The organism is Streptomyces tanashiensis (assembly GCF_014648895.1).
In the GTDB taxonomy this organism is placed as follows: Bacteria; Actinomycetota; Actinomycetes; order Streptomycetales; family Streptomycetaceae; genus Streptomyces; species Streptomyces tanashiensis.
This window is the reverse complement of sequence record NZ_BMRZ01000017.1, coordinates 14,734-34,771: the sequence shown is the minus strand read 5'-3', so window position 1 is coordinate 34,771 and position 20,038 is coordinate 14,734. Positions and strand designations below refer to the sequence as shown.

The window sequence follows — 20,038 nt, the reverse complement described above, 5'->3', positions numbered from 1 at the left end:
GGGCCTACGCGCCGCGCGTCTGCTGGATCAGGACCTCCGTGGCGCGTTCCAGGAGGGAGCAGAGCGCGGCGTGCTCGGCGGGGGTGAACGCCTCGGTGAGGGCCCGCTCCAGGATGATCACCTCCTGGTAGGCGCGGTCGAGGAGCGCCCGGCCCGCCTCCGTGAGCGTGGCGATCTGCACCTTGGCGTGCACGGGGGACGCCTCGCGGAGGATCAGGTCCTTGGTCTCCATGTTGGCCAGGACGCTGCTCATGCTCTGCTGGGTGACGCCGCAGGACCGGGCCAACTGGGCGCCGGACATACCGCCTTCGCGCGCGAGGGCCAGCAGCACGGTGTACTGCGTCATGGTCAGCCCGTAGGCGCGCAGTACGGCCTCGTGATGTCCCATCAGGGCCTGCTCGGACCGTCGGATCCGGGTGCACAGGTCGCTGTCGATCGGTGCTTCCACCGCGTCCCCACTCCTCTTGTAGCAGGTTCATGGGTTGACTCAGGAACCTTATATACCTACCGTTCTCGACTGTAAGGATACTGAGTCAACCCAGGGGGCTGTCATCATGAAGGCTGTCGTCCTCGACGCCGACGACCACTACCGCGTCGCCGAACGCGACGAACCCGTCCCCGGCCCGGGCCAGGTGGCGATCCGCGTGGCCTACGCCGGGATCCAGTGGGGCGACGCCATGGTCCGGGCCGGCCACTTCCCCGTACCGCGTCCCTTCGTCCCCGGCTTCGAGGCGTCGGGGCACATCGTCGCCGTCGGCGAGGGTGTCGACCCCCGCCGGGTCGGCGAGGCCGTCACCGCCCTCACCACCTCGGGCGCCTGCGCCGAAGTGGTCCTGGCGCCCGCCGCGCTCGCCCTCGACATCGGCGACCTGCCGCTGCGGACCGCCGCGGGCCTCGGCTGGGGCGCGCCGACCGCCTACGACCTGATCAACACCGTCGCGCGGGTGCTGCCCGGCGAGAACGTGCTGATCCACGCCGCCGCGGGCTCCGTCGGCACCCTCGCCGCCCAGTTCGCCCGCCTCGCCGGCGCCCGCCGCGTCGTCGGCGTGGTCGGCACCGCCGAAAGGGCCGCCTACGCCGGGCAGTTCGGGTACGACCGGCTCCTGCTCCGTGAGGAGTTCCCGGCCGGCCTGGACGAGGAGCGGCCCGACGTCGTCCTCGACCCGGTCGGCGGCCCCACCCGCACCGCCGGCCTCGAACGGCTCGCCGCGCACGGCCGCCTGGTGGCGTACGGCAGCCTCGCCCCGCACGAACCCGTCCTCGCCGACGCGAACGACCTCCTCGGCCGTGGCGCGTCGCTCCTCACCTACAACAGCAACCTGCTCGCCCGCACCGACCCCGAGCGGCTCGCCGACAGCGCCCGCCGCGCACTCGGGCACATCGCGGACGGCGCGGTCCGCCTCGACATCACCGCCGAGTACGCCCTCGGGGACCTGGACCTCGCCGTGCGGCACCTCGCCGAGGGCGTGACCCACGGCAAGAGCGTGCTCCGCGTCGCCTGAGCGGGATCATCACCCGAAGGCGTCCGTGACGCAGTCGGCGGCGCACCGCCCGTGCTCGAACCGGCGGCGGAGCGCCGCCGCCGCGTGCCGCCGCTCCACTCCGGTGTAGCCGTACCGTTCCTCGGTCATGCGCCGCACCGCCTCGACGGTGACGATCGCCGGCTCGCCCTCGCCGGCGGAGCCGCGGGCCGCCGCGATCACGTGATCGGCGGCCCGCTGGAGGTCCCGGGCGTACTCCCGCTGGGCGACGGAGCGCGCCCGCGACGCGGCGAACGGCCTCACCGCGCGGCCCTTCCAGACCACCCCGGCGGTCACGAGACCCACCCCGAGCAGGGCGACGAGCACCCCCACCACGGCATCGGGATCCCACCTCATCGCCGGCCGCCTTCCCCCTGGACCCGCGGGTCTGTCACGAGCTTCCGAGTCTAGGGGCCGGGCTGCCGCCGCCCAGAGGATTGACACGTGTAAGTAGGCGATGACAGGCTCATTCTCCGGCCCCGTGAGCCCGCGCAGAAGGAGCAGCACCCCATGAGCACCATCGTCACCACCGCCCGAGGACCCGTGCGCGGCGAGCGCCGTGCGGACGGCAGTCTGCGGTTCCTGGGCATCCCGTACGCGCAGCCGCCGGTGGGTGAGCTGCGGTTCGCCGCGCCGGTGGAGCCGGAGGCGTGGTCGGAGCCGCTGGACGCCACCGCGTACGGGCCGACGGCTCAGCGTCGCCCCTTCGCGGAGGTCACCACGATCCCGGAGCCGTCGATCCCGGGTGAGGGGGTGCTGAACCTGAACGTGTTCACGCCCGACGTCGCTCCGGGGGCGGGACTGCCGGTGCTGGTCTGGATCCACGGCGGCGGGTACGTGGCGGGTTCGGCGGCGAGTCCGTGGTACGACGGGTCCGCGTTCAACCGGGACGGTGTCGTCCTGGTCTCGGTCGGCTACCGGCTCGGGATCGAGGGGTTCCTGCACCTGGAGGGCGCTCCGGACAACCGGGGTGTGCGGGACTGGATCGCGGCCCTGGAGTGGGTGCGGGACAACATCGAAGCGTTCGGCGGTGATCCGGCGAAGGTCACGATCGCCGGTCAGTCGGCGGGTGGTGGTGCGGTGCAGACCCTGCTCGCGGTTCCGTCGGCGAAGGGCCTGTTCCGGGGCGCGCTCTCCGTCTCCGGTGCCGTCATGCGGCCCGACGGCCCCGAGGTGGCCCGCGCCGCGGCCCGCCTCCTCACCTCCCGCACGGGCGTCCCGGCCACCGTCGCCGCCCTACGCGACCTGACGGACGACGAGCTCCTCGACCTCCAGGACCGCATGTCCGAGCCGGGCCCGGACCGCGAGGGCCTGCCGCCGATGCTGGCCCTCGCCCCCTTCGCCGACGGCGAGCTGATCCCCGTACCCGTCCTGGACGCCCTGACGACGGGCGAGGCGGGAGCCGGCGTACCGCTGATGCTCGGCTTCACCGAGGACGAGTTCTCGATGTTCCCCGCGCCCGGCCCCGACGGCCCGCCGCTGCCCGTCCTCCTCGCCGGGCTCGGCCTGGACCCCGCCCGGGCGGACGCCTTCGCCGAGGCGTACGCGGCGGCCGGCGAGGAGCGGTACTTCGGCCAGGCGCTGACGGACACCGTCTTCCGCGCCCCCAACCTCGCCGTCGCGGACGCCCGCGCCGCTCTCGGACGTCCCACCTGGTTCTACGAGTTCCGCTGGCCTTCGCCCGCCCTCGGCCTCGCCTTCCACTGCCTGGACCTGCCCTTCGCCTTCGACGTCCTGGACGCCGAAGGGGTCGCGGCCGTCGCCGGGGACGAGCCGCCGCGGGCACTCGCCGACGCGATGCACCGGGCATGGGTCGCCTTCGTCACCGACCAGGACCCGGGCGCCGACTGGCCGCGCTACACCGCGGAGGAGCGCGCCACGAAGATCTGGGACGCGGAGCCCCGGATCGCCGCCGACCCCGTGAACCGGGTCCGCGCACTCTGGCTCGACTGAGCGGGGCGGCCGCCCCGGGACCGTGTCACACGTTCTTCACGCGCCGTGCATGGTTCCCCGGGGCGGGTGCGCCGATGATCGACCGACAGCCGAATCCCGTACCAGGGACCGCTGTTCGGACGACGTCCGCCACCCGCACCCGCCGCCTGCCGGCCACCACGGCCACCACCGCAGGGCAGCTCGCACCCGGCGCGCGGCTCACCACCACGTGGCAGGTCACCCCGCCGCCACCGGCCCCGTCCCGGTGGACCTCGACGTCCGGGGCGTCCGCGTCCTGCGCCTGGAGGTCTCGGACGCCAACGCCAAGACCTCCTTCGACCACACGTCCTGGGCCCTGGCCCACGTCACGGTCGGGTAGCTCCGGCCCGGGGAGTTCCTAGTCGCCGGTCGTGCCGTCGAGGAGCTCGCGCAGGATGTCGAGATGGCCGTTGTGGCGGGCCGTCTCCTCGGTGAGGTGGAGGAGGATCCAGCGCAGGTCGACGTGGACGCCGCTGCGGACGGTCCGCCGGGCCTTGTCGTCCAGGCTGCTGCCGGCGACCAGTTCGCGGTGGCGGGCGCTCTCCTCGGCGTACTCGTCGAGCAGCTGGGAGAGCGGGAAGTCGACGGCGACGCGCATCTCGCGGTCGGGGTCGTCCTCCGTCCAGGGGCCCAGGTCCTCCTCGCCGAGGAAGACCACCCGGAACCAGTAGTACTCGACCCAGCGGAGGTGGTTGATCAGTCCGCTCAGGGTCATCAGCGGCGAGCCCGGCAGGAGCGCCTTGCGGGCGTTCTCCGCGGAGACGCCCTCGCACTTGGCGCGGGCGGTGTCACGGGCGTAGTCGAGGAACGAGGTGAGCTGCGTGCGCTCGTCCCACGCGGGCGGTGTGTCGTCGATTCTGGTCATCGCGCGAAGCCTCCCCGATCACCGTGGCCGATGTCGAGGGAATTACGGCGGCCCCGGCAGAACGGCGCCTAGCATCGGTCCGGCCCACCGCACCCGCCACGGACGGATCGGATCCCAGATGACCGAGGACTTCGCCGGCCTCTCCACCCCGCTGATCGCCGACGCCTGTGTGCGGCTCGGGGAACCGCTGCGCGCCGCGCCCGCCGGGATCCTGCCCGTCGTCGCCGGGCAGCGCGTCGCCGGGCGGGTGCTGCCCGCACGCCACTACGGGAGCGTGGACGTCTTCCTGGAGGCCTTCGCGCACGCCGCACCCGGGGACGTCCTCGTCGTCGACAACGCGGGCCGCCGCGACGAGGCCTGCGTCGGCGACCTCGCCGTCCTGGAGGCGGAGGCCGCCGGCGTCGCCGGGCTCGTCGTCTGGGGGCTGCACCGTGACACCCCGGACCTGGTCGAGATCGGCCTGCCCGTCTTCTCGTACGGACGGTACGCGCCCGGCCCCGTGCGCCTCGACGACCGGGACCCGGACGCGCTGACGGCCGCGCGGTGCGGCGACCACGAGGTGACCGCCGCCGACATGGTCTTCGGGGACGACGACGGCGTGGTCTTCGTGGCGGCCGCACGCGCGGACGCCGTCCTGGAAGCCGCCCGGGCCCTCTTCCGCACCGAGCGGGAACAGGCCCGCCGGATCAGGGCGGGGGAGACCCTGCGCGCGCAGACCCGGTTCGACGCGTACCTCGCGGGCCGCGCCGAGGACCCCTCGTACACCTTCCGCCGGCACCTGCGCCGGATCGGCGGCGCGATCGAGGAGTGACCCGGGCACCCGGGGCGGCGGGTCAGCCCTCGAAGCCGACCGTGCCGTCCGGCAGGATCGCCTCCACGCGTGCGCCGTGCTCCACGGTCCGGCTGACCGTGCAGAACTTCTCGTGCGTCAGGCGCACGCCCCGGGCGAAGACCTCCGCCGCCTTCGGGTTGTTGTCCGGCAGGTCGAACTCGTAGCTCACCCGGATCCGGCCCACCCGGCCGTCGTCCTCGGGACCCGACACCGACTCCACCACGATCCGCAGGTCGTCGTGGTCCACCGCCCGTGCCGTCCGGTCGATGACGAGGCCGCCACAGCCGCCCATCGCCGCCAGCAGCAACTCGACCGGGGTGAACGAGGGCTGCGCGTCCGCGTCGTCGGCGGCGGCCATCCGGACCTCCGCGCCCCGGTCGTTGCGGGCGGTCCAGTTCCGGTACCCGGTGCGGACGGTCTCGATCCGGTAGTCGGCCATGGCGGCGAAGCTCCTTCGTTCACGTGCGTGTGCTCGTACGGTACGCGCCGGGGCGGCGGGACCCGGGACTCAGACGCCCCGCGACGCGCCCGCGTGGGCACGGACGACCGAGCCCCAGGCCTCGGACACCGCCCCCCAGACCGCGCGGAGTTCCGGCTCCGCCTCCCGTACCGACCCCACCGCGGCCTCCCGGTCGACGCCCGCCGCGCGGAGGTGCTCGGCGTCGCCGACCGCCCACGACGCGACCGTCTCGCCGCCCGCCTCGGGGTGGAACTGCAGGGCCCAGCCCACGCTCCCGACCCGGAACGCCTGGTACGGGCAGTCGTCGCCGGACAGCAGCGGCACGGCGCCGGCCGGGAGGCGGTCCACCTCGTCCCAGTGCCACTGCGCCGCGGGGGCGCCCTCCGGCACCCCGCCGAGCACCGGGTCGCCCTCGGCGGCCGGCAGCCTGCGCAGCGGTACGGCACCGACCTCGGGCCCCTGGACCCGCCGCGCCACCGAACCGCCCAGCGCGTGGGCGACGATCTGCCCGCCCAGGCATATCCCGAGCAGCGGCACCTCCCCGGCCACGGCCTCGCGGACGAGCGTACGGACCCCGGGGAGCCAGGGCGCGGACTCGTCGTCCTCGCAGTTCACGGACCCGCCGAGGACGATCAGCCCCGCGTGGCCGCCGAGGCTCTCCGGGAGCGCCTCGCCCTCCCACGCGCGGATCACGTCGAGGCGGAGCCCGGTCCCCGCCAGGTGCTCGCCGACGAGGCCGGGCCCGGCGTCCTCCTCGTGCTGCACCACGAGGACGGCGGGTGCCCCGCACGCCACCCCTGTCTCCTTCGTCTCCGTCGTCACGGTCGCCCCGCCTCCACGTCCAGCCCCGGGAACGCCAGGCGCGTTCGCTCCCCCCGAGGATCTCCGAAGCGGAGCCGGTGCGGGAGCCCTCGGGGACCCGTGCGTGATCACATCTGAGTAGCGCGGTACCGGAGGCTGAGTACGTCGACCGATACGGCGGCCGCCGCCCGCTGATGGACTGGGGTCATGACCTTCGACGCCCGACGCGCACGCCGCCTCCAGCACGTCACCGCCACCGGCACGGCCCTCGTGGTGGCCCTCGGCCCGCTGGTCGTCGGCGCGCTGCTCGCCAGGTCGGTCGGGGGCGACCCGATGGTCTCCGTCAACGCGATGATCGCGGGCGGCGGCCAGCGCGCCCGGATCTCCCGGGCCCAGCTCCGCTCGGGCGCCCGCCTCCGCCCCGTCGCGCGCCTCCGCGGCCGTGCCTCGGACATGCGACCCGGCCCCGCGCGACCCGGCTCAGCCGCGCGGCCTGCGCGCCAGCAGGAAGGCCTGCGGCGTGCGCTCCGCGGGGTCCGGCTCCCTCACCAGGCGAGCCGACTCGACGAGACCCGCCGCGGACAGAAGTCCCGCGAGACGGTCGGGTGACCAGCGGTACACGTCGAGGGTGACCTCGTGTCCGTACGCCCGCTCCAGGCGTACCCGCTCGTCCCCCACCTTGAAAGCGATCAGCGCGTGTCCGCCGGGCGCGAGGACCCGGTGGAACTCGGCGAAGCAGGCGGAGAGTTCGTCCTCCGGCATGTGCACCGTCGAGTACCAGGAGAGGACCCCGCCGAGCGAGCCGTCGGACAGGGCGAGCGCGGTCATCGAACCGACCTCGAAGCGCAGGCCCGGGTAGGTGTCCCGGGCGACCGCGACCATCCCGGGCGACAGGTCGACGCCGAAGGCCTCGGCACCGAGGTCCCGCAGATGGGAGGTCACCCGGCCCGTCCCGCACCCGAGGTCGCCGATCGTGCGCGGCCCGCCCGCCGCCTCCACCTTCTCCACGAAGCCGGCGATCATCGCCCGGTCCAGCGGCGTCGTCGCCAACTGGTCCGCGAGCAGCCTCTCGTAGTCGACGGCGACGGTGTCGTAGGAGCGGCGGGTGGCCGCGGTGTGCGCGGCTTCGGCCGGGCGGTGGGCGGGTGCGCCGTGTTCGGCTTCGGTCGGGTGGTGGGCGGCGGTGACGTGCGCGGCTTCGGTCATGGCGGGACCCTATGACGACGCTGGGACGGACCCCCACGGCGTCGCCGCCACGGCGTCCGCGTGAGACGTCCCCCACAAGACGTCCACGTCGAACGGCTCCCCGCCGTCCCGCGTATGCGCGATGATCGTCGCCACTGAGAATACTCGGCAGTAGCGGGCCGGGTCCATGGCGAAAGGGCACACCGAATGGCGAGGCGGCACCCCGTGCGGGACGACCACCACACGAGCGGCACCGGGGACGGCGGCGCGGCCCGGGGGAGCGAACCCGGCATCGGACGCCGCCGGTTCCTCGGGTACGTGCTCGCCGCGCCCACCCTGACCGTCGCCGCCCAGCTCGGCGTCGAGGCCCTCGCCCCGCGTCAGGCCGCCGCGGCGGCACCCGCGCTGATCCCCTCACTGCCCGGCCCGGCCGAACTGCTCGACCTCAACGAGCTGCTCACGCTCGCGGCCCTGCCCACGAGCGGCCTCATCACCATCCGGATCGACACCGACGGCACGGCCCACTTCGCCCTGCCCCGCGCCGAGGTCGGCCAGGGCGTCACCACCTCCAGCGCCATGATCGTCGCGGAGGAACTCGACCTGCCCCTGGACAAGGTGAAGGTCACCCTCGCCGACGCCCGCCCCGAGCTGCTCTTCAACCAGCTCACCGGCGGCTCCAACACCACCTACTCCACCTACACCCCGATCCGGGTCGCCGCCGCCCTCGCCCGGGGCCGCCTGCTCCACGCCGCCTCCCTCGTCCTCGGCGCCGCCGTCGAGACCCTCACCACGAAGGCCGGCGCCGTCGTCTCCCCGGCCGGCGCGCTCCTCGGCTACGGAGAACTGGCCGTGAAGGCCGCCGCCCTCGCCGACGCGGCGGTGGAGGTCACGCTCAAGGACCCGGACCGCTTCCGCGTCATCGGCACCGCCCAGCGCCGGGTGGACGCCCTCGAAGCGGTCACCGGGCGCAAGAAGTTCGCCATGGACCTCCAGGTGCCGGACGCGCTGCCCACCATGGTCTGCCGCCCGCCCACCATCAACGGCACCGTCCGCTCCGTGGCCAACCTCGCCGAGGTGCGGGCCATGCCCGGCATCACCGACGTCGTCACCGTCTCCACCGGCGTCGCCGTCCGCGGCCGCACCTTCGGCCAGTGCGTCGACGCCGTCCGCGCCCTCCGCGTCGACTGGGGGCCCGGCACCGCCGAGGGCGCCTCCGACGCCACGGTCCTGGAGAAGCTCCGCCGCGCCGAACTCCCCCTCGTGGTCCCGGCGCTGCCGCTCCTCACCAAGGCCGTCGACGCCCGCTTCACCTTCCACTTCGCCAGCAACGCCGCCCTGGAGACCAACTGCGCGATCGCCGATGTGCGTCAGGACTCCGCGGAGATCTGGGCCTCGCTCAAGGCACCGATCGTCGCCCAGGAGCAGATCGCCCTCAAGCTCGGACTGCCGCCCACCGCCGTCCGCGTCCATGTGACCGAGGGCGGCGGCTCCTTCGGCCGCAAGCTGTTCTCCGACGCCGCCCACGAGGCCGCCGAGATCTCGAAGGCGCTCGGCAAGCCCGTGAAGCTGATGTGGCACCGCACCGACGACTTCCGCCAGGGCCGTACGCACCCGATGTCCACCTCCCGGGTCCGGGCCACGTACTCGCTCGGCGAGGTCCTCACGTACGAGCAGCGCCACACCTCCGTCGCCACCGACTTCGGGCACGGCATCGGCGAGGTCCTGACGGCGGAGGCGGCCCGGCTCCCGGTCGCCGACGCCGCCTTCTCCCAGACGATGTTCCAGCTCACCCAGATCAGCCCGTACCACCTCGGCGTCACCACCCAGCTCCTCGCCGAGACCGACAAGGGCTTCAACACCGGCTCCATGCGGAACATCTACTCGCCCAACGTCCGCTGCGCCCAGGAGCTCGTCATGGACGAACTGGCCAGGCGGATGGGCCAGGACGGGTACGCGATGCGCCGCCGCCTCCTCAAGGACGCGCGGGCCCGGGCCGTCCTCGACAAGGTCGCCGAGGCGGGGGAGTGGGGCCGGAGCATGGCGGCCGGCACGGCGCAGGGCATCGCCGTCCACACCGAGTACCACTCGGCCGTCGCGATCCTCGCCGAGATCGACTGCCGGCCCGAGACCACCGGGCGGAAGGTCCCCAACGCGTACACCGGGCCGCGCGTGACCAAGGTGGTCTGCGCCGTCGACGTCGGCCTCGCGGTCAACCCGCGCGGCCTGGAGGCCCAGATGATGGGCGGCATCGCCGACGGCATCGCCATCACCCTGACCTCGGGACTCCACCTGCGCGACGGGCACTTCCTCGAAGGCAGCTGGGACCAGTACTTCTACACCCGGCAGTGGAACACCCCGCCCGAGCTCCAGATCATCGTGATGCCCCCGAGCGGCGACAAGCCGGGCGGCGCGGGGGAGCTGGCGGTCGCCGGCGCCATGGCGGCCGTCGCCTGTGCCTACGGGCGGGCCACCGGCACGATGCCGACCGTCTTCCCCGTCAACCACGCCGAGCCGCTCGCCTTCACCCCCCTGCCGACCGTCCCGCCCGTCCCGGCCTCGCCCACCGACGGCCGCGACCGCACCATCTGAGACCTGGAGCCCCCGTGCCGCAGCACACCTTCATCCTGAACGGCAAGGCCGTCACCGCCGACGTCGAGGGCGACGTCCGGCTCCTCTGGGTCCTCCGGGACGTCCTCGGCGTCACCGGCCCCAAGTACGGCTGCGGGGTCGGCGTCTGCCGGGCCTGTACGAGCCACCTGAACGGCAAGGCGTTCACCCCCTGCGCCGTGCGCGTCGACGACGTGGCCCCCACCGACGAGATCACCACCATCGAGGGACTCCCGGACACCGTCGGCGCCGAACTCCACCCGATGCAGGAGGCCTGGCTCGACCTCGACGTCGCCCAGTGCGGCTTCTGCCAGCCGGGCCAGATCATGGCGGCCGTGGCCACCGTCCGCCGGGCGCGCGAGGCCGGACACGAGGTGACCGAGGCCGACCTCGACACCATCCGCAACATCTGCCGGTGCGGCACCTACCACCGCATCCGGCAGGCCGTCCTGGAGGGTGCCCGCCGCATGGAGTGAGGGGGGTGCGCACCACGCAGCGCGTCGCCGAGGAATTCTCCACCGAGACCTGCCGCAGGACGGAGGGGCCGCCGTCCGGGCTGGACGTGCCCGAGCGCGAGCGGTCGGCCGGGCTGTTCGGCCGGGTCGTCCGGGGCGACGGGGTGCCCGTCGTCCTCGTCGACCCGGCCCGACTCGTACGCCTCTGTCCGGTCCCGTACCGCCCCGCGGGGTCAGGGCGCCGACTGCAGCAGGGCGAGCGTGGACTCCAGCTCCTGCCGGGTCAGCCGGGCGGCCTCCTCCGGGTCGCCCTCCTCCACCGCCCGGACCACGTCGGCGTGGGCGTCCTCGCCGTGCCGGAGGTCGGTGCCCCGCAGCCCGAGCAGGTCGAGCAGCTCGATCAGGCCCTCGCGGAGCACCGGCGCGAACTCCCCGAACAGATCGGTCAGGACGGGGTTGCGCGCCGCCGCCACGACCGCCGCGTGCAGGGCGATGTCGGCGTCGACGAAGCCCGCGTCGTCGAGCGCGGCCGCCGCGCGCCGCCCGGCCAGCGCCTCCCGCATCGCCGTCACGTCCTCCTCGGTCCGGCGCTGCGCCGCCAGGCGCGCCGCCTCCACCTCGACCAGCATCCGCACCTCGTAGACGTCCGTCACCGCGGCCCTGCGCAGCCGGGCCGGCCAGTCCTCCGTCGGGCGGGTCGCGATCACGAAGACGCCCGCGCCCTGCCGGGGCTGGACGAGCCCCGCACCCGCCAGGGCCCGCAGCGCCTCGCGGACCGTGGAGCGCCCCACGCCCAGCTCCTTGGCGAGCGTCGTCTCCCCGGGGAGTTTCGTGCCGACCGGCCAGTGACCCCGGACGATCTGTTCGCGCAGCCGCTCGGCGGCCTGTTCGACCAGGGGGCTGGGACGCAGGGCACCGAGCGTCATGGGGTCACCTGTTTCTCTGAGGGGCCGGAGTCTCTCCGCCGCTCCGGATCGTGGGCGCGCTCTCCGGATCACGGGAACGCTGCCGAGGAATCTACCCGAACTTGTCTGAGGAGTACTTGTCTGAGGAGCTGAGGAGTGGTTACGGTACCGGCCATGATCCGCAATCCCCAGCGGCCCGGTCCCATGCCGCACCACCGCTACCGCCCCTTCCAGGACCGCGTCCACGTCCCCGAATTCGCCCGCGACTGGCCCGCCGCCCGTCTGGAGCGCGCCCCGCTCTGGGTCCCCGTCGACCTCCGCGACGGCAACCAGGCCCTCGCCGAGCCCATGGACACCGACCGCAAGCACCGCTTCTTCGACCTGCTCGTCCGCACCGGCTTCAAGGAGATCGAGGTCGGCTACCCCTCCGCCAGCCGCGCCGACTTCGACTTCGTCCGCCATCTCGCCGGACTCGTCGCCGGCGGGGCCGTCCCCGAGGACGTCACCCCGGTCGTCTTCACCCCGGCCCGCCCCGAACTGATCGAGCGCACCTTCGAGGCCCTGGACGGCCTGCCCCGCGCCGTCGTCCACCTCTACATCGCGACCTCGCCGGTCTGGCGCGACACCGTCCTCGGCCGCGACCGCGCCGAGGTCCGGCGCACCGTCCACGAGGCCGCCACGCTCATGGCGCGGCTCGCCGAGGCCCGCCCCGGCGCCGACATCCGCTTCCAGTTCTCCCCGGAGACCTTCAACCTCACCGAGCCGGACTACGTCCTGGAGCTGTGCGACGGCCTCACCGCGCTCTGGGACGCGAGCCCCGACCGGCCGGTCACCCACAACATGCCCGCGACCGTCGAGATCTCCACCCCCAACGTGTACGCCGACCAGATCGAGTACATGCACCGCCACCTGGCCCGCCGCGACTCCGTCATCCTCTCCGTCCATCCCCACAACGACCGCGGTACGGGCGTCGCCTGCGCCGAGCTCGCCGTCCTCGCCGGCGCCCAGCGCGTCGAGGGCTGCCTCTTCGGCAACGGCGAACGCACCGGAAACGTCGACCTGGTGACCCTCGCCCTCAACCTCTTCGCCCAGGGCGTCGACCCCATGCTCGACCTCTCCGACATCGACGCCGTCCGCGACGTCGTCGAGTACTGCAACCGCATCCCCGTGCACCCCCGTCACCCCTACGCGGGAGACCTCGTCCACACCGCCTTCTCCGGCACCCACCAGGACGCCATCAGCAAGGGCCTCGCCCGGCACGCCAAGGACGCCGCCGAGGCCGGGATCCCGCCGGAGCTGGCCCCCTGGAACGTGCCCTACCTGCCCCTCGACCCCGCCGACCTCGGCCGTGGCTACGAAGCCGTCATCCGCGTCAACTCCCAGTCCGGCAAGGGCGGCGTCGCCCATCTGCTCCGCACGCACCACGGCCTCGACCTGCCGGAGCGGATGCGCCCGGACGTCTCGCGGACCGTCCAGGCGGCGACCGACGACAGCGGCGGCGAGGCCACCCCCGAGGACCTCCGCGCGCTCTTCCACGCGGCGTACCTGGAACCCGGCCGGGGCGCCGGACCCGTCGCCCTGGAGTCCTGGAGCACGGACCGCGACGCGGCGGGCGGCCACCGCTTCACCTGCGTGCTGCGCGTCGGCGACCGCACCGCACCGGCGGAGGGCCGGGGCAACGGGCCGCTCTCCGCCCTGGCCGACGCCCTCGCGCGGGCCGAAGTCCCCGTCGACGTGCTCGACTTCACCGAGCACGCCGTCACCACCGGCAGCGCGGGCGAGGCCGCCGCCTACGCCGAGTGCAGGGTGGGGGACCGCACCGCCTGGGGCGCCGGCCTGGACACCTCCGTCCTCACCGCCTCCGTGCAGGCCGTCCTCTCCGCCGTGAACCGGACGTACACGGCGTGAACCGGGCCCCGCACCCCGCCCTGCCCCCGCACCCCGCCGTTCCCCCGCTTCAGGCCGCGCCCGCACACGCTGCCGGGGCGCACCCCGCCGGGCCGCCCCCACCCTCCGCCGGGCCGCCCGTGCTCCACGCCGAGGACGTCACCGTCGTCCGGGAGGGGAACCCGCTCCTGAGCGACATCACGATCACGGTCCGGACCGGGGAGCACTGGGCGCTCCTCGGAGCCAACGGCGCCGGGAAGACCACCCTCCTCGGCCTGCTCGGCGCCCAGACCCATCCGACCCGCGGCCGGGTGGAGGTCCTCGGCCGCCGGCTCGGCCGGGTGGACCTCCGTGAACTGCGCACCGCCATCGGCCACGTCACGCCCCGCCACCCGCTGCGCTCCGCCCTCGCCGTCCGCGACGTCGTCCTCACCGGAGCCGTCGGCTCCGTCGAACGGCCGCCCCGGTGGACACCCACCCCCGCGCAGGAGGCGCGGGCGGACCGGCTGATCGCCACCCTCGGGCTCGCCGGGCGGCACACCGCCCGCTGGACCACCCTCTCGCAGGGCGAGCGCGGCCGGGCCCTGATCGCCCGCGCCCTCATGCCCGAGCCGCGGCTCCTGCTGCTCGACGAGCCCGCCACCGGACTCGACCTGCCCGGCCGCGAGCAGCTCCTCGACGCCCTGGACACGCTCGGCGCCGAACACCCGGATCTGGCCACGGTCCTGGTCACCCATCACCTGGAGGAGCTGCCCTCCGGCACCACCCACGCCCTGCTGCTCCGCGAGGGCCGGGCCCTGGCCCGGGGGCCCGTCGACCACGTGCTCACCGGGGAGCTGCTCGGCGCCTGCTTCGGCCTGCCGCTCGCCGTGGAGCGGCACGGCGGCCGGTACGCCGTACGGACCGTCCGGAGCCCGGCCCCGCGAGCCCGGCATGATCCGAAACAGGCCCTGAGGGAGGGTGCGGGCTAGGCAGGCGACCCCGCCGCCAACTTCTCCCGTACCACGTCGAGATACTCCGCCACCGCGTCCCGGTTCCGGGTCAGACAGCGGATCCGGTCGGTCATCCGGTCCCGCTCGTTCTCCAGGGTCTCCAGCATCTCCGGGGTCGCGTCGGGGAAGTGGATCATCCGCGGCTTGTTCAGACACGGCAGGATCTGCTTGATGATCCGGGTCGGCAGACCGGCGTCGAGCAGGCCCCGGATCTGCATCACCCGGTCCACGTTCGACGCGTCGTAGACGCGGTAGCCGTTCGGCAGCCGGTCCGCGACGATGAGCCCCTGCTCCTCGTAGTAGCGCAGCAGTCTGCGCGGTGTTCCGGTGCGCTCGGACAGCTCGCCGATCCGCATGGGAAGCCCCCTCCAGGGAATCGCTTGACCCTCACATCAATGTGAGGGTTCGAGCATACGGACATGACCCACGACACGACAGTGGCGGCCGGTCCCGCCACGCCCGCACACCCCGAACCCCGCCCCGCCTCCGGCCGGCTGCCCCTCCCGGCGCTCCTCGCCCTCGCCACCGCCGTCTTCGTCACCAGCCTCACCGAGACCCTCCCCGCCGGGGTTCTGCCGGCCATGAGTGCCGACCTCGGCGTCGGCGAGGCCGCCATGGGCCAGTCGGTCACCGGCTACGCCCTCGGCACGGCCCTCACCGCCGTCCCCCTCGCCGCGCGCACCGCGGGCTGGCGCCGCAAGCGCCTCCTGCTCACCTCGATGGCGGGATTCGCCGCCGCCAACACGGTCACCGCGGTCTCCTCCTCGTACGCCCTCACCATGGGCGCCCGGTTCCTCGCCGGGGTCGCCGCGGGCGTCGCCTGGGCCCTGCTGGCCGGCTACGCCCGCCGGCTCGCCCCGGCGCACCTCCAGGGCCGTGCCGTGGCCGTCGCGATGACCGGCATCCCGCTCGCGCTCTCCCTGGGCGTACCGGCCGGCACGTTCCTCGGTGAAGCGGTCGGGTGGCGGGCGGCGTTCACCGCCATGACCGTGATCGCCGTCGTGCTCCTCGGCTGGATCGCCCTCGTCGTCCCCGACCTGCCGGGCGAACCGCGCGGCGGGCGCGCCCCGGTCGCCCGCACGCTGCGGGTCCCGGGCGTCCTGCCGGTCCTCGCGGTCACCTTCACCCTCGTGCTGGCGCACACCGTGCTCTACACCTACGTCGCCGCCTACCTAGACCACCGCGGTCTCGCCGGCTCCACCGGACTCGTCCTGCTGGTCTTCGGCGCCGCCTCGCTCGCCGGGATCTGGTTCACGGGCCGTCACATCGACCGCAGGCTCCGGGCGCTGACCCTGGCCGGAGCGATCCTCTTCGCCGTGGCCGCCGCCGCCTTCGCCGTGCCCGCGGCGAACACCGCCCTGGTCCTCGTGGCCGCGGCGCTCTGGGGATTCGGCTGGGGCGGCGCGCCCACCCTCCTGCAGACGGCCGTCGCGGAGGCGGGCGGGGACGACGCCGACACCGCGCAGACGATGCTGGTCAGCCTCTGGAACGCGGCCATGGCGGCGGGCGGTGTCGCCGGCGGCCTGCTCCTCGACCGGCTCGGCGCCGGCGCCCTGCCCTGGAGCGTCCTCGCCCTGCTCGTCCCGGTGGTGGCCGTCGTGACCGGCGCCCGCGCCCACGGATTCCCGGCCCGCGGGTGAGGCCGGCTCGTCCCTCCGCACGCACCGAGGCCCCCACCGCGCGCGGTGGGGGCCTCCGTACGTTCCGGACGCGTGCTGCGGGGTGTCAGACGGCCGGCGGTACCCGGGACGGGCGGCCCGAGCCGCGCGTCAGGACGTAGCCGCCGATGCCCGCGAGCGCCGCCAGGACACCGCCCGCCAGGGTCCAGATCCAGCGGTCGGACCACCAGCCGGAGGACCAGCCGTCCTCCGGGGCCGCCGCCTCGACGGCGGTGGTCCGGCCCGCGTCCGCGTCCGCCTCGGCCTGGTCGGCGGTGGTCGCCCCCGGGACGAGCGGCGCCGCGAGCGAGCCGTCCGTGGCGTAGGCGCCGCCCTTGTCGAGGACGTCGGCACCGATCCGGGCGGTGAACGGCTGCCCGAGGTCCTCGTCGGGCAGGCCCGTGACGGTCAGCCGCACGTAGTAGCTGCCCGGCAGCGGGTCGTTCGCCCAGGCGTCGGCCGAGGCCCGGACCGGGCGCAGCACACAGGCCAGCTCCACGGTCGCGGCGTCCTCGGCCGCCGTACGGGACTGCATCCCGTACATGCAGGGCTGGCGCCGCCGCAGCCCGTCGTACACGTCGACCCGCCAGGTCGCGGGCCCGTGCCGCAGGGCCGCGTCCGGGAGGGTGACCGTGGCCTTCACGGTCGGCCGCTCCCCGGTGTCCGCCGGGAACACCCAGTACAGGTAGTCACCCGTGGCGGCCTGCGCGGTGGCCTGCTGCCCCGGGAGGAAGCGAGCGGCGGTACGGAAGGTGGTGCCCGCCTCCGTGGGACCGGCCTGGTCCGAGGGGGAGGCCGAGGCGCTGGGCGAGTCGGCCAGGGCGGCCGGGGCCGCGAGACCGAGCAGGGCGGCGCCCGCGAGCGCGGCCGTGGCGAGCATGCGTGCGGTACGCATCAGTTGGTCCTCCAGACAGCGACGCGCCAGCGGGACAGCCAGCCCCAGAGCAGACCGGCCAGGAAGCCGGCGAGCACCAGCACGCCGAGCAGCCACCAGCCGCGGCCCAGACCGAAGGAGGCGACGTCCGAGGCGGTCGAGGGGCCGTCGACGACGTCCACCGTCAGCTCGACGGGCATGCCCGGCGTCGTCTTGACCGACGGGGGAGCGGAGAAGGAGTTGCTGACCTGGAGGCAGACCGTCTCGGCCGCCGGCTTCGCGTCCCCGGGCCCGTCGTCGAGGTCCGGCTTCGGGTAGCGCAGTCCGGTCGAGATCACGTCCGTGCGTCCGTCGCCCGCCTCGGAGCCGCGGACGATCTCCCGGCCGTGGAGGGTGACGGCGCGCAGCAGCACCCCGTAGTCGTTGTTGACGGCGCGGTCGGCCGACACGCTGACGGAGGCGCGCAGTTCCTGGCCGGGCAGCAGGTCCACCCGGTACCAGCGGTGCTCGCCGAAGGACTCGCGGTCCGTGTACAGGCCGGGCTTCAGCTGCGGCGCCTTGTCGCAGCGCACCGCGCCCTGCGTGGCCACGGGGGTGACGACCGGGTCGGCCGCGCGGTCGACCAGCTGCCGGACGCGGCGGGAGAGTTCGTCGGTGCGGTGGACCGAGGTGTACGTGCCTCCGGTCGCCTCCGCGATGCAGGTGAGCTGCTGCCGGGTCTTGGCGTCCGGCACCAGGCCCAGGGTGTCGATGACGAGGTGGATGCCCTTGGCCGCGATCTCCCGTGCCACCTGGCACGGGTCGAGCGGGGCGCAGGTGTCCTCGCCGTCGGTGATGAGCACGATCCGCTTGGTCGCCCCGTCCTCGCCGAGGTCGTCGGCCGCGCCGAGCAGTGCCGGACCGATCGGGGTCCAGCCGGTCGGGGCCAGTGTGGCCACCGCGGTCTTGGCCTCGGTGCGGTCGAGCGGGCCCACCGGGTAGAGCTGCCGGGTGTCCTTGCAGCCCTGCTTGCGGTCCTGCCCCGGGTAGTCGGCGCCGAGCGTGCGGATGCCGAGCCGCACCTCCTCGGGCACCGCGTCCAGGACCTCGTTGAAGGCCTGCTTGGCGGCGGCCATGCGGGACTTGCCGTCGATGTCCTTGGCCCGCATGGAGCCGCTGACGTCGAGGACCAGCTCGACCTTGGGGGATTCCTTCGCCGCGGGCTCGTCGGCGGCCGCGCCCGTCGGCAGGAGCGCGACGCTCAGGGCGGCGAGCAGCGCGCAGGCCCCGGTCGCCAGCCGTTTTCTCGTGATCATCGCCGGATCGTATTGATGATCGTGCGACAAACCAAAACGGGGGTGGGTGCCGAGGCCTGAGGGCCGGTCGGAACGGGGTCGCCGTGGCCGGTCCCGCCCGCTCATGCCCCCTGGCTGTTGACGAAGCCGATGAGGCAGGCACCCCACCAGCCGGTCTGGCTGACGGTCGCGGCAAGGCCCGAGAGGACCAGCAGCCGGCGCGGGACGGTGCCGTCGCGGTGGGTCTCCAGGAGCTGGCCGAGCCGGTGGGCCCAGAGGCCGTTGAGGGTGACGGCGACGACGAGGCCCAGCTTGACCAGGGTCAGCGGGGAGTGGAGGTCGGGGCGGAGGAAGAGCCCGGAGACGACGAGCCCGCCCAGGCCGACCCAGATCGGCGTCTGGAGGGCGACGGCCGTGTCGAGGACGCCGGCCAGGGGCCGCTTCCCGGTCAGCCAGAGCACGGCGAACCAGTCGACGGCCAGCACCGAGCCCAGCCCGACGACGAGGAAGGCGACGTGCAGGAAACGGGCCACGGTCAGGAGGGAGGCGTCGGCGTGGACGTGTCCCGCGGTCCAGCTGGCCGCCGCTATGACCGTGGTGGCGGCGAGCCCGAGAGCGGTGAGGAGCCAGGAAGGAGTGAGCTCCTGCGCGGTTCTGGACATGCGGTGATCTTCCCGACGTATGGACGGCGTAAATTAGGTAAGGCGAAGCTAAGTGCCGCCCGTGTGCACGTCAAGCCGGTGTGGCGCACGTCCCAGCCCTCGGAAGGGCCACCGCCCCCGGCGATGGCCCGGGGGCGGTGGGATCAGCGGTGCTCGGGTTCGGGGAAGTCCGGCTTGCGGCCCGCGCCCCAGGCCGAGCGAGGCTGAACCGCGGCAGTCCTCTGCGCGATCACATCGGAGTGCCCCTGGCCTTGCCTCGTGCGCGCCGCTGAGACTGCACGGCTCGCGTCCTCGACCGGTTGTGCGCTGTCGTGCCAACCCCTGGGCGCAGGAGGTCAACTCGGTCGGTCGGGTCGCTCGTAGCTTGAAGAAGTGCCACGTCGCGGACGCGGTGGGCACGCTACCCATGGCTTCGAAAGGACCCCTCATGTTCGACATCGACAAGGTGCAGGCCGCTCCGAGCAAGGACCTGCTCACGCCCGACAACGCGGTCATGCTCTTCGTGGACCACCAGCCGCAGATGTTCTTCGGCACCGGCAGCGGCGACCGCGCCGCGATCATCAACAGCACCGTGGGTCTCGCCAAGGCGGCCAAGGCGTTCGACGTTCCGGCCGTCCTGACCACGGTCGCCGCCGAGTCCTTCTCGGGCCCCCTGCTGCCGCAGCTCGCCGAGGTGTTCCCCAAGAACGAGATCATCGACCGCACGACCATGAACGCCTGGGAGGACGAGGCGCTCGTCGCGGCGGTCAAGGCGACCGGTCGTAAGAAGATCGTCCTGTCGGGTCTGTGGACCGAGGTCTGCCTGGTGCTGCCCGCGCTCTCGGCGCTCGAGCAGGGCTACGAGGTGTACGTCGTCACCGATGCCTCCGGTGGTGTCAGCCCGGCCGCCCACGAGCACGCGCTGCAGCGCATGATCGCCGCCGGTGCCGTCCCGGTGACCTGGGTCCAGGTCCTTCTGGAGCTGCAGCGCGACTGGGCGCGCCAGGAGACGTACGGCGACGTCATGGAGATCGTCAAGGCCCACGCGGGCGCGTACGGCCTGGGCGTCGTGTACGCGCAGTCGGTCATCGGCGCGCACGCGGCCGGCTGA

The 20,038-nt window shown here is 74.0% G+C and carries 21 protein-coding genes; 10 read left to right on the top strand and 11 right to left on the bottom strand.

Annotation, left to right across the window (positions count from 1 at the left end; translation table 11 throughout):
* Positions 1-4: 4 nt before the first annotated feature.
* Positions 5-448, bottom strand: coding sequence for a MarR family winged helix-turn-helix transcriptional regulator (locus IE237_RS33115; RefSeq protein ID WP_229843241.1), 444 nt, complete (start codon positions 446-448; stop codon positions 5-7).
* Positions 449-554: 106 nt separating this feature from the next.
* Between IE237_RS33115 and IE237_RS33110 the strand changes: the two genes are divergently transcribed.
* On the top strand, positions 555-1,502 hold the full coding sequence (locus tag IE237_RS33110; RefSeq protein ID WP_189805859.1) for a quinone oxidoreductase family protein: 948 nt from the start codon (positions 555-557) through the stop codon (positions 1,500-1,502).
* A 9-nt stretch (positions 1,503-1,511) separates the two neighbouring features.
* Here the strand turns inward: IE237_RS33110 and IE237_RS33105 are convergent, their stop codons facing one another.
* Positions 1,512-1,877 (bottom strand): hypothetical protein, encoded by a 366-nt coding sequence (locus IE237_RS33105; RefSeq protein WP_189805858.1) that lies wholly within the window; start codon positions 1,875-1,877, stop codon positions 1,512-1,514.
* A gap of 153 nt (positions 1,878-2,030) precedes the next feature.
* Between IE237_RS33105 and IE237_RS33100 the strand changes: the two genes are divergently transcribed.
* Positions 2,031-3,473 (top strand): carboxylesterase/lipase family protein, encoded by a 1,443-nt coding sequence (locus tag IE237_RS33100; protein WP_189805857.1) that lies wholly within the window; start codon positions 2,031-2,033, stop codon positions 3,471-3,473.
* Between the two features lie 208 nt (positions 3,474-3,681).
* Complete coding sequence (locus IE237_RS41030; protein ID WP_229843238.1) at positions 3,682-3,831, top strand: NPCBM/NEW2 domain-containing protein; 150 nt, start codon at positions 3,682-3,684, stop codon at positions 3,829-3,831.
* 18 nt (positions 3,832-3,849) lie between these two features.
* Here the strand turns inward: IE237_RS41030 and IE237_RS33090 are convergent, their stop codons facing one another.
* Entirely contained in the window at positions 3,850-4,356 is a 507-nt protein-coding gene (locus tag IE237_RS33090) for a DinB family protein (RefSeq protein ID WP_189805855.1), read from the bottom strand.
* Between the two features lie 118 nt (positions 4,357-4,474).
* Between IE237_RS33090 and IE237_RS33085 the strand changes: the two genes are divergently transcribed.
* Complete coding sequence (locus IE237_RS33085) at positions 4,475-5,167, top strand: RraA family protein (RefSeq protein ID WP_189805854.1); 693 nt, start codon at positions 4,475-4,477, stop codon at positions 5,165-5,167.
* A 22-nt stretch (positions 5,168-5,189) separates the two neighbouring features.
* On the opposite strand, the gene IE237_RS33080 is transcribed toward IE237_RS33085, so the two are convergent.
* From IE237_RS33080 to IE237_RS33070, 3 genes are all read right to left on the bottom strand, one after another.
* Positions 5,190-5,627: an OsmC family protein gene (locus tag IE237_RS33080; protein WP_189805853.1), complete on the bottom strand. Its 438-nt coding sequence runs from the start codon at positions 5,625-5,627 to the stop codon at positions 5,190-5,192.
* A gap of 69 nt (positions 5,628-5,696) precedes the next feature.
* Positions 5,697-6,470, bottom strand: coding sequence for a type 1 glutamine amidotransferase (locus IE237_RS33075; protein WP_189805852.1), 774 nt, complete (start codon positions 6,468-6,470; stop codon positions 5,697-5,699).
* 459 nt (positions 6,471-6,929) lie between these two features.
* Positions 6,930-7,655: a class I SAM-dependent DNA methyltransferase gene (locus tag IE237_RS33070; RefSeq protein WP_189805851.1), complete on the bottom strand. Its 726-nt coding sequence runs from the start codon at positions 7,653-7,655 to the stop codon at positions 6,930-6,932.
* A gap of 186 nt (positions 7,656-7,841) precedes the next feature.
* On the opposite strand from IE237_RS33070, the gene IE237_RS33065 reads away from it, so the two are divergent.
* Complete coding sequence (locus IE237_RS33065; RefSeq protein ID WP_229843200.1) at positions 7,842-10,223, top strand: molybdopterin cofactor-binding domain-containing protein; 2,382 nt, start codon at positions 7,842-7,844, stop codon at positions 10,221-10,223.
* Between the two features lie 14 nt (positions 10,224-10,237).
* Positions 10,238-10,717: a (2Fe-2S)-binding protein gene (locus tag IE237_RS33060; RefSeq protein ID WP_189805850.1), complete on the top strand. Its 480-nt coding sequence runs from the start codon at positions 10,238-10,240 to the stop codon at positions 10,715-10,717.
* Between the two features lie 212 nt (positions 10,718-10,929).
* Here the strand turns inward: IE237_RS33060 and IE237_RS33055 are convergent, their stop codons facing one another.
* Positions 10,930-11,622, bottom strand: coding sequence for a FadR/GntR family transcriptional regulator (locus tag IE237_RS33055; RefSeq protein ID WP_189805849.1), 693 nt, complete (start codon positions 11,620-11,622; stop codon positions 10,930-10,932).
* A 153-nt stretch (positions 11,623-11,775) separates the two neighbouring features.
* On the opposite strand from IE237_RS33055, the gene leuA reads away from it, so the two are divergent.
* Together leuA and IE237_RS33045 are read left to right on the top strand one after the other, a co-directional pair.
* On the top strand, positions 11,776-13,509 hold the full coding sequence (gene leuA, locus IE237_RS33050) for a 2-isopropylmalate synthase (protein WP_189805848.1): 1,734 nt from the start codon (positions 11,776-11,778) through the stop codon (positions 13,507-13,509).
* A gap of 119 nt (positions 13,510-13,628) precedes the next feature.
* Positions 13,629-14,459, top strand: a complete 831-nt coding sequence (locus tag IE237_RS33045) for an ABC transporter ATP-binding protein (RefSeq protein ID WP_189805847.1) — start codon at positions 13,629-13,631, stop codon at positions 14,457-14,459.
* Here IE237_RS33045 and IE237_RS33040 read toward each other — a convergent pair.
* Positions 14,456-14,836 carry a MerR family transcriptional regulator gene (locus tag IE237_RS33040; protein ID WP_189805846.1) on the bottom strand — a complete coding sequence of 127 codons (381 nt, stop codon included), beginning with the start codon at positions 14,834-14,836 and terminating at the stop codon, positions 14,456-14,458. The genes IE237_RS33045 and IE237_RS33040 overlap by 4 nt on opposite strands.
* A gap of 63 nt (positions 14,837-14,899) precedes the next feature.
* Between IE237_RS33040 and IE237_RS33035 the strand changes: the two genes are divergently transcribed.
* Positions 14,900-16,120 (top strand): MFS transporter, encoded by a 1,221-nt coding sequence (locus IE237_RS33035; protein ID WP_189805845.1) that lies wholly within the window; start codon positions 14,900-14,902, stop codon positions 16,118-16,120.
* 85 nt (positions 16,121-16,205) lie between these two features.
* Here the strand turns inward: IE237_RS33035 and IE237_RS33030 are convergent, their stop codons facing one another.
* From IE237_RS33030 to IE237_RS33020, 3 genes are all read right to left on the bottom strand, one after another.
* Positions 16,206-17,033, bottom strand: coding sequence for a hypothetical protein (locus tag IE237_RS33030; protein WP_189805844.1), 828 nt, complete (start codon positions 17,031-17,033; stop codon positions 16,206-16,208).
* Positions 17,033-18,307 carry a VWA domain-containing protein gene (locus IE237_RS33025; protein WP_189805843.1) on the bottom strand — a complete coding sequence of 425 codons (1,275 nt, stop codon included), beginning with the start codon at positions 18,305-18,307 and terminating at the stop codon, positions 17,033-17,035. Before IE237_RS33025 ends, IE237_RS33030 begins: the two co-directional genes overlap by 1 nt.
* A gap of 101 nt (positions 18,308-18,408) precedes the next feature.
* A complete protein-coding gene (locus IE237_RS33020; RefSeq protein WP_189805842.1) occupies positions 18,409-18,948 on the bottom strand; it encodes a hypothetical protein in 540 nt (179 codons plus the stop codon).
* 427 nt (positions 18,949-19,375) lie between these two features.
* On the opposite strand from IE237_RS33020, the gene IE237_RS33015 reads away from it, so the two are divergent.
* A complete protein-coding gene (locus tag IE237_RS33015) occupies positions 19,376-20,038 on the top strand; it encodes a hydrolase (protein ID WP_189805841.1) in 663 nt (220 codons plus the stop codon).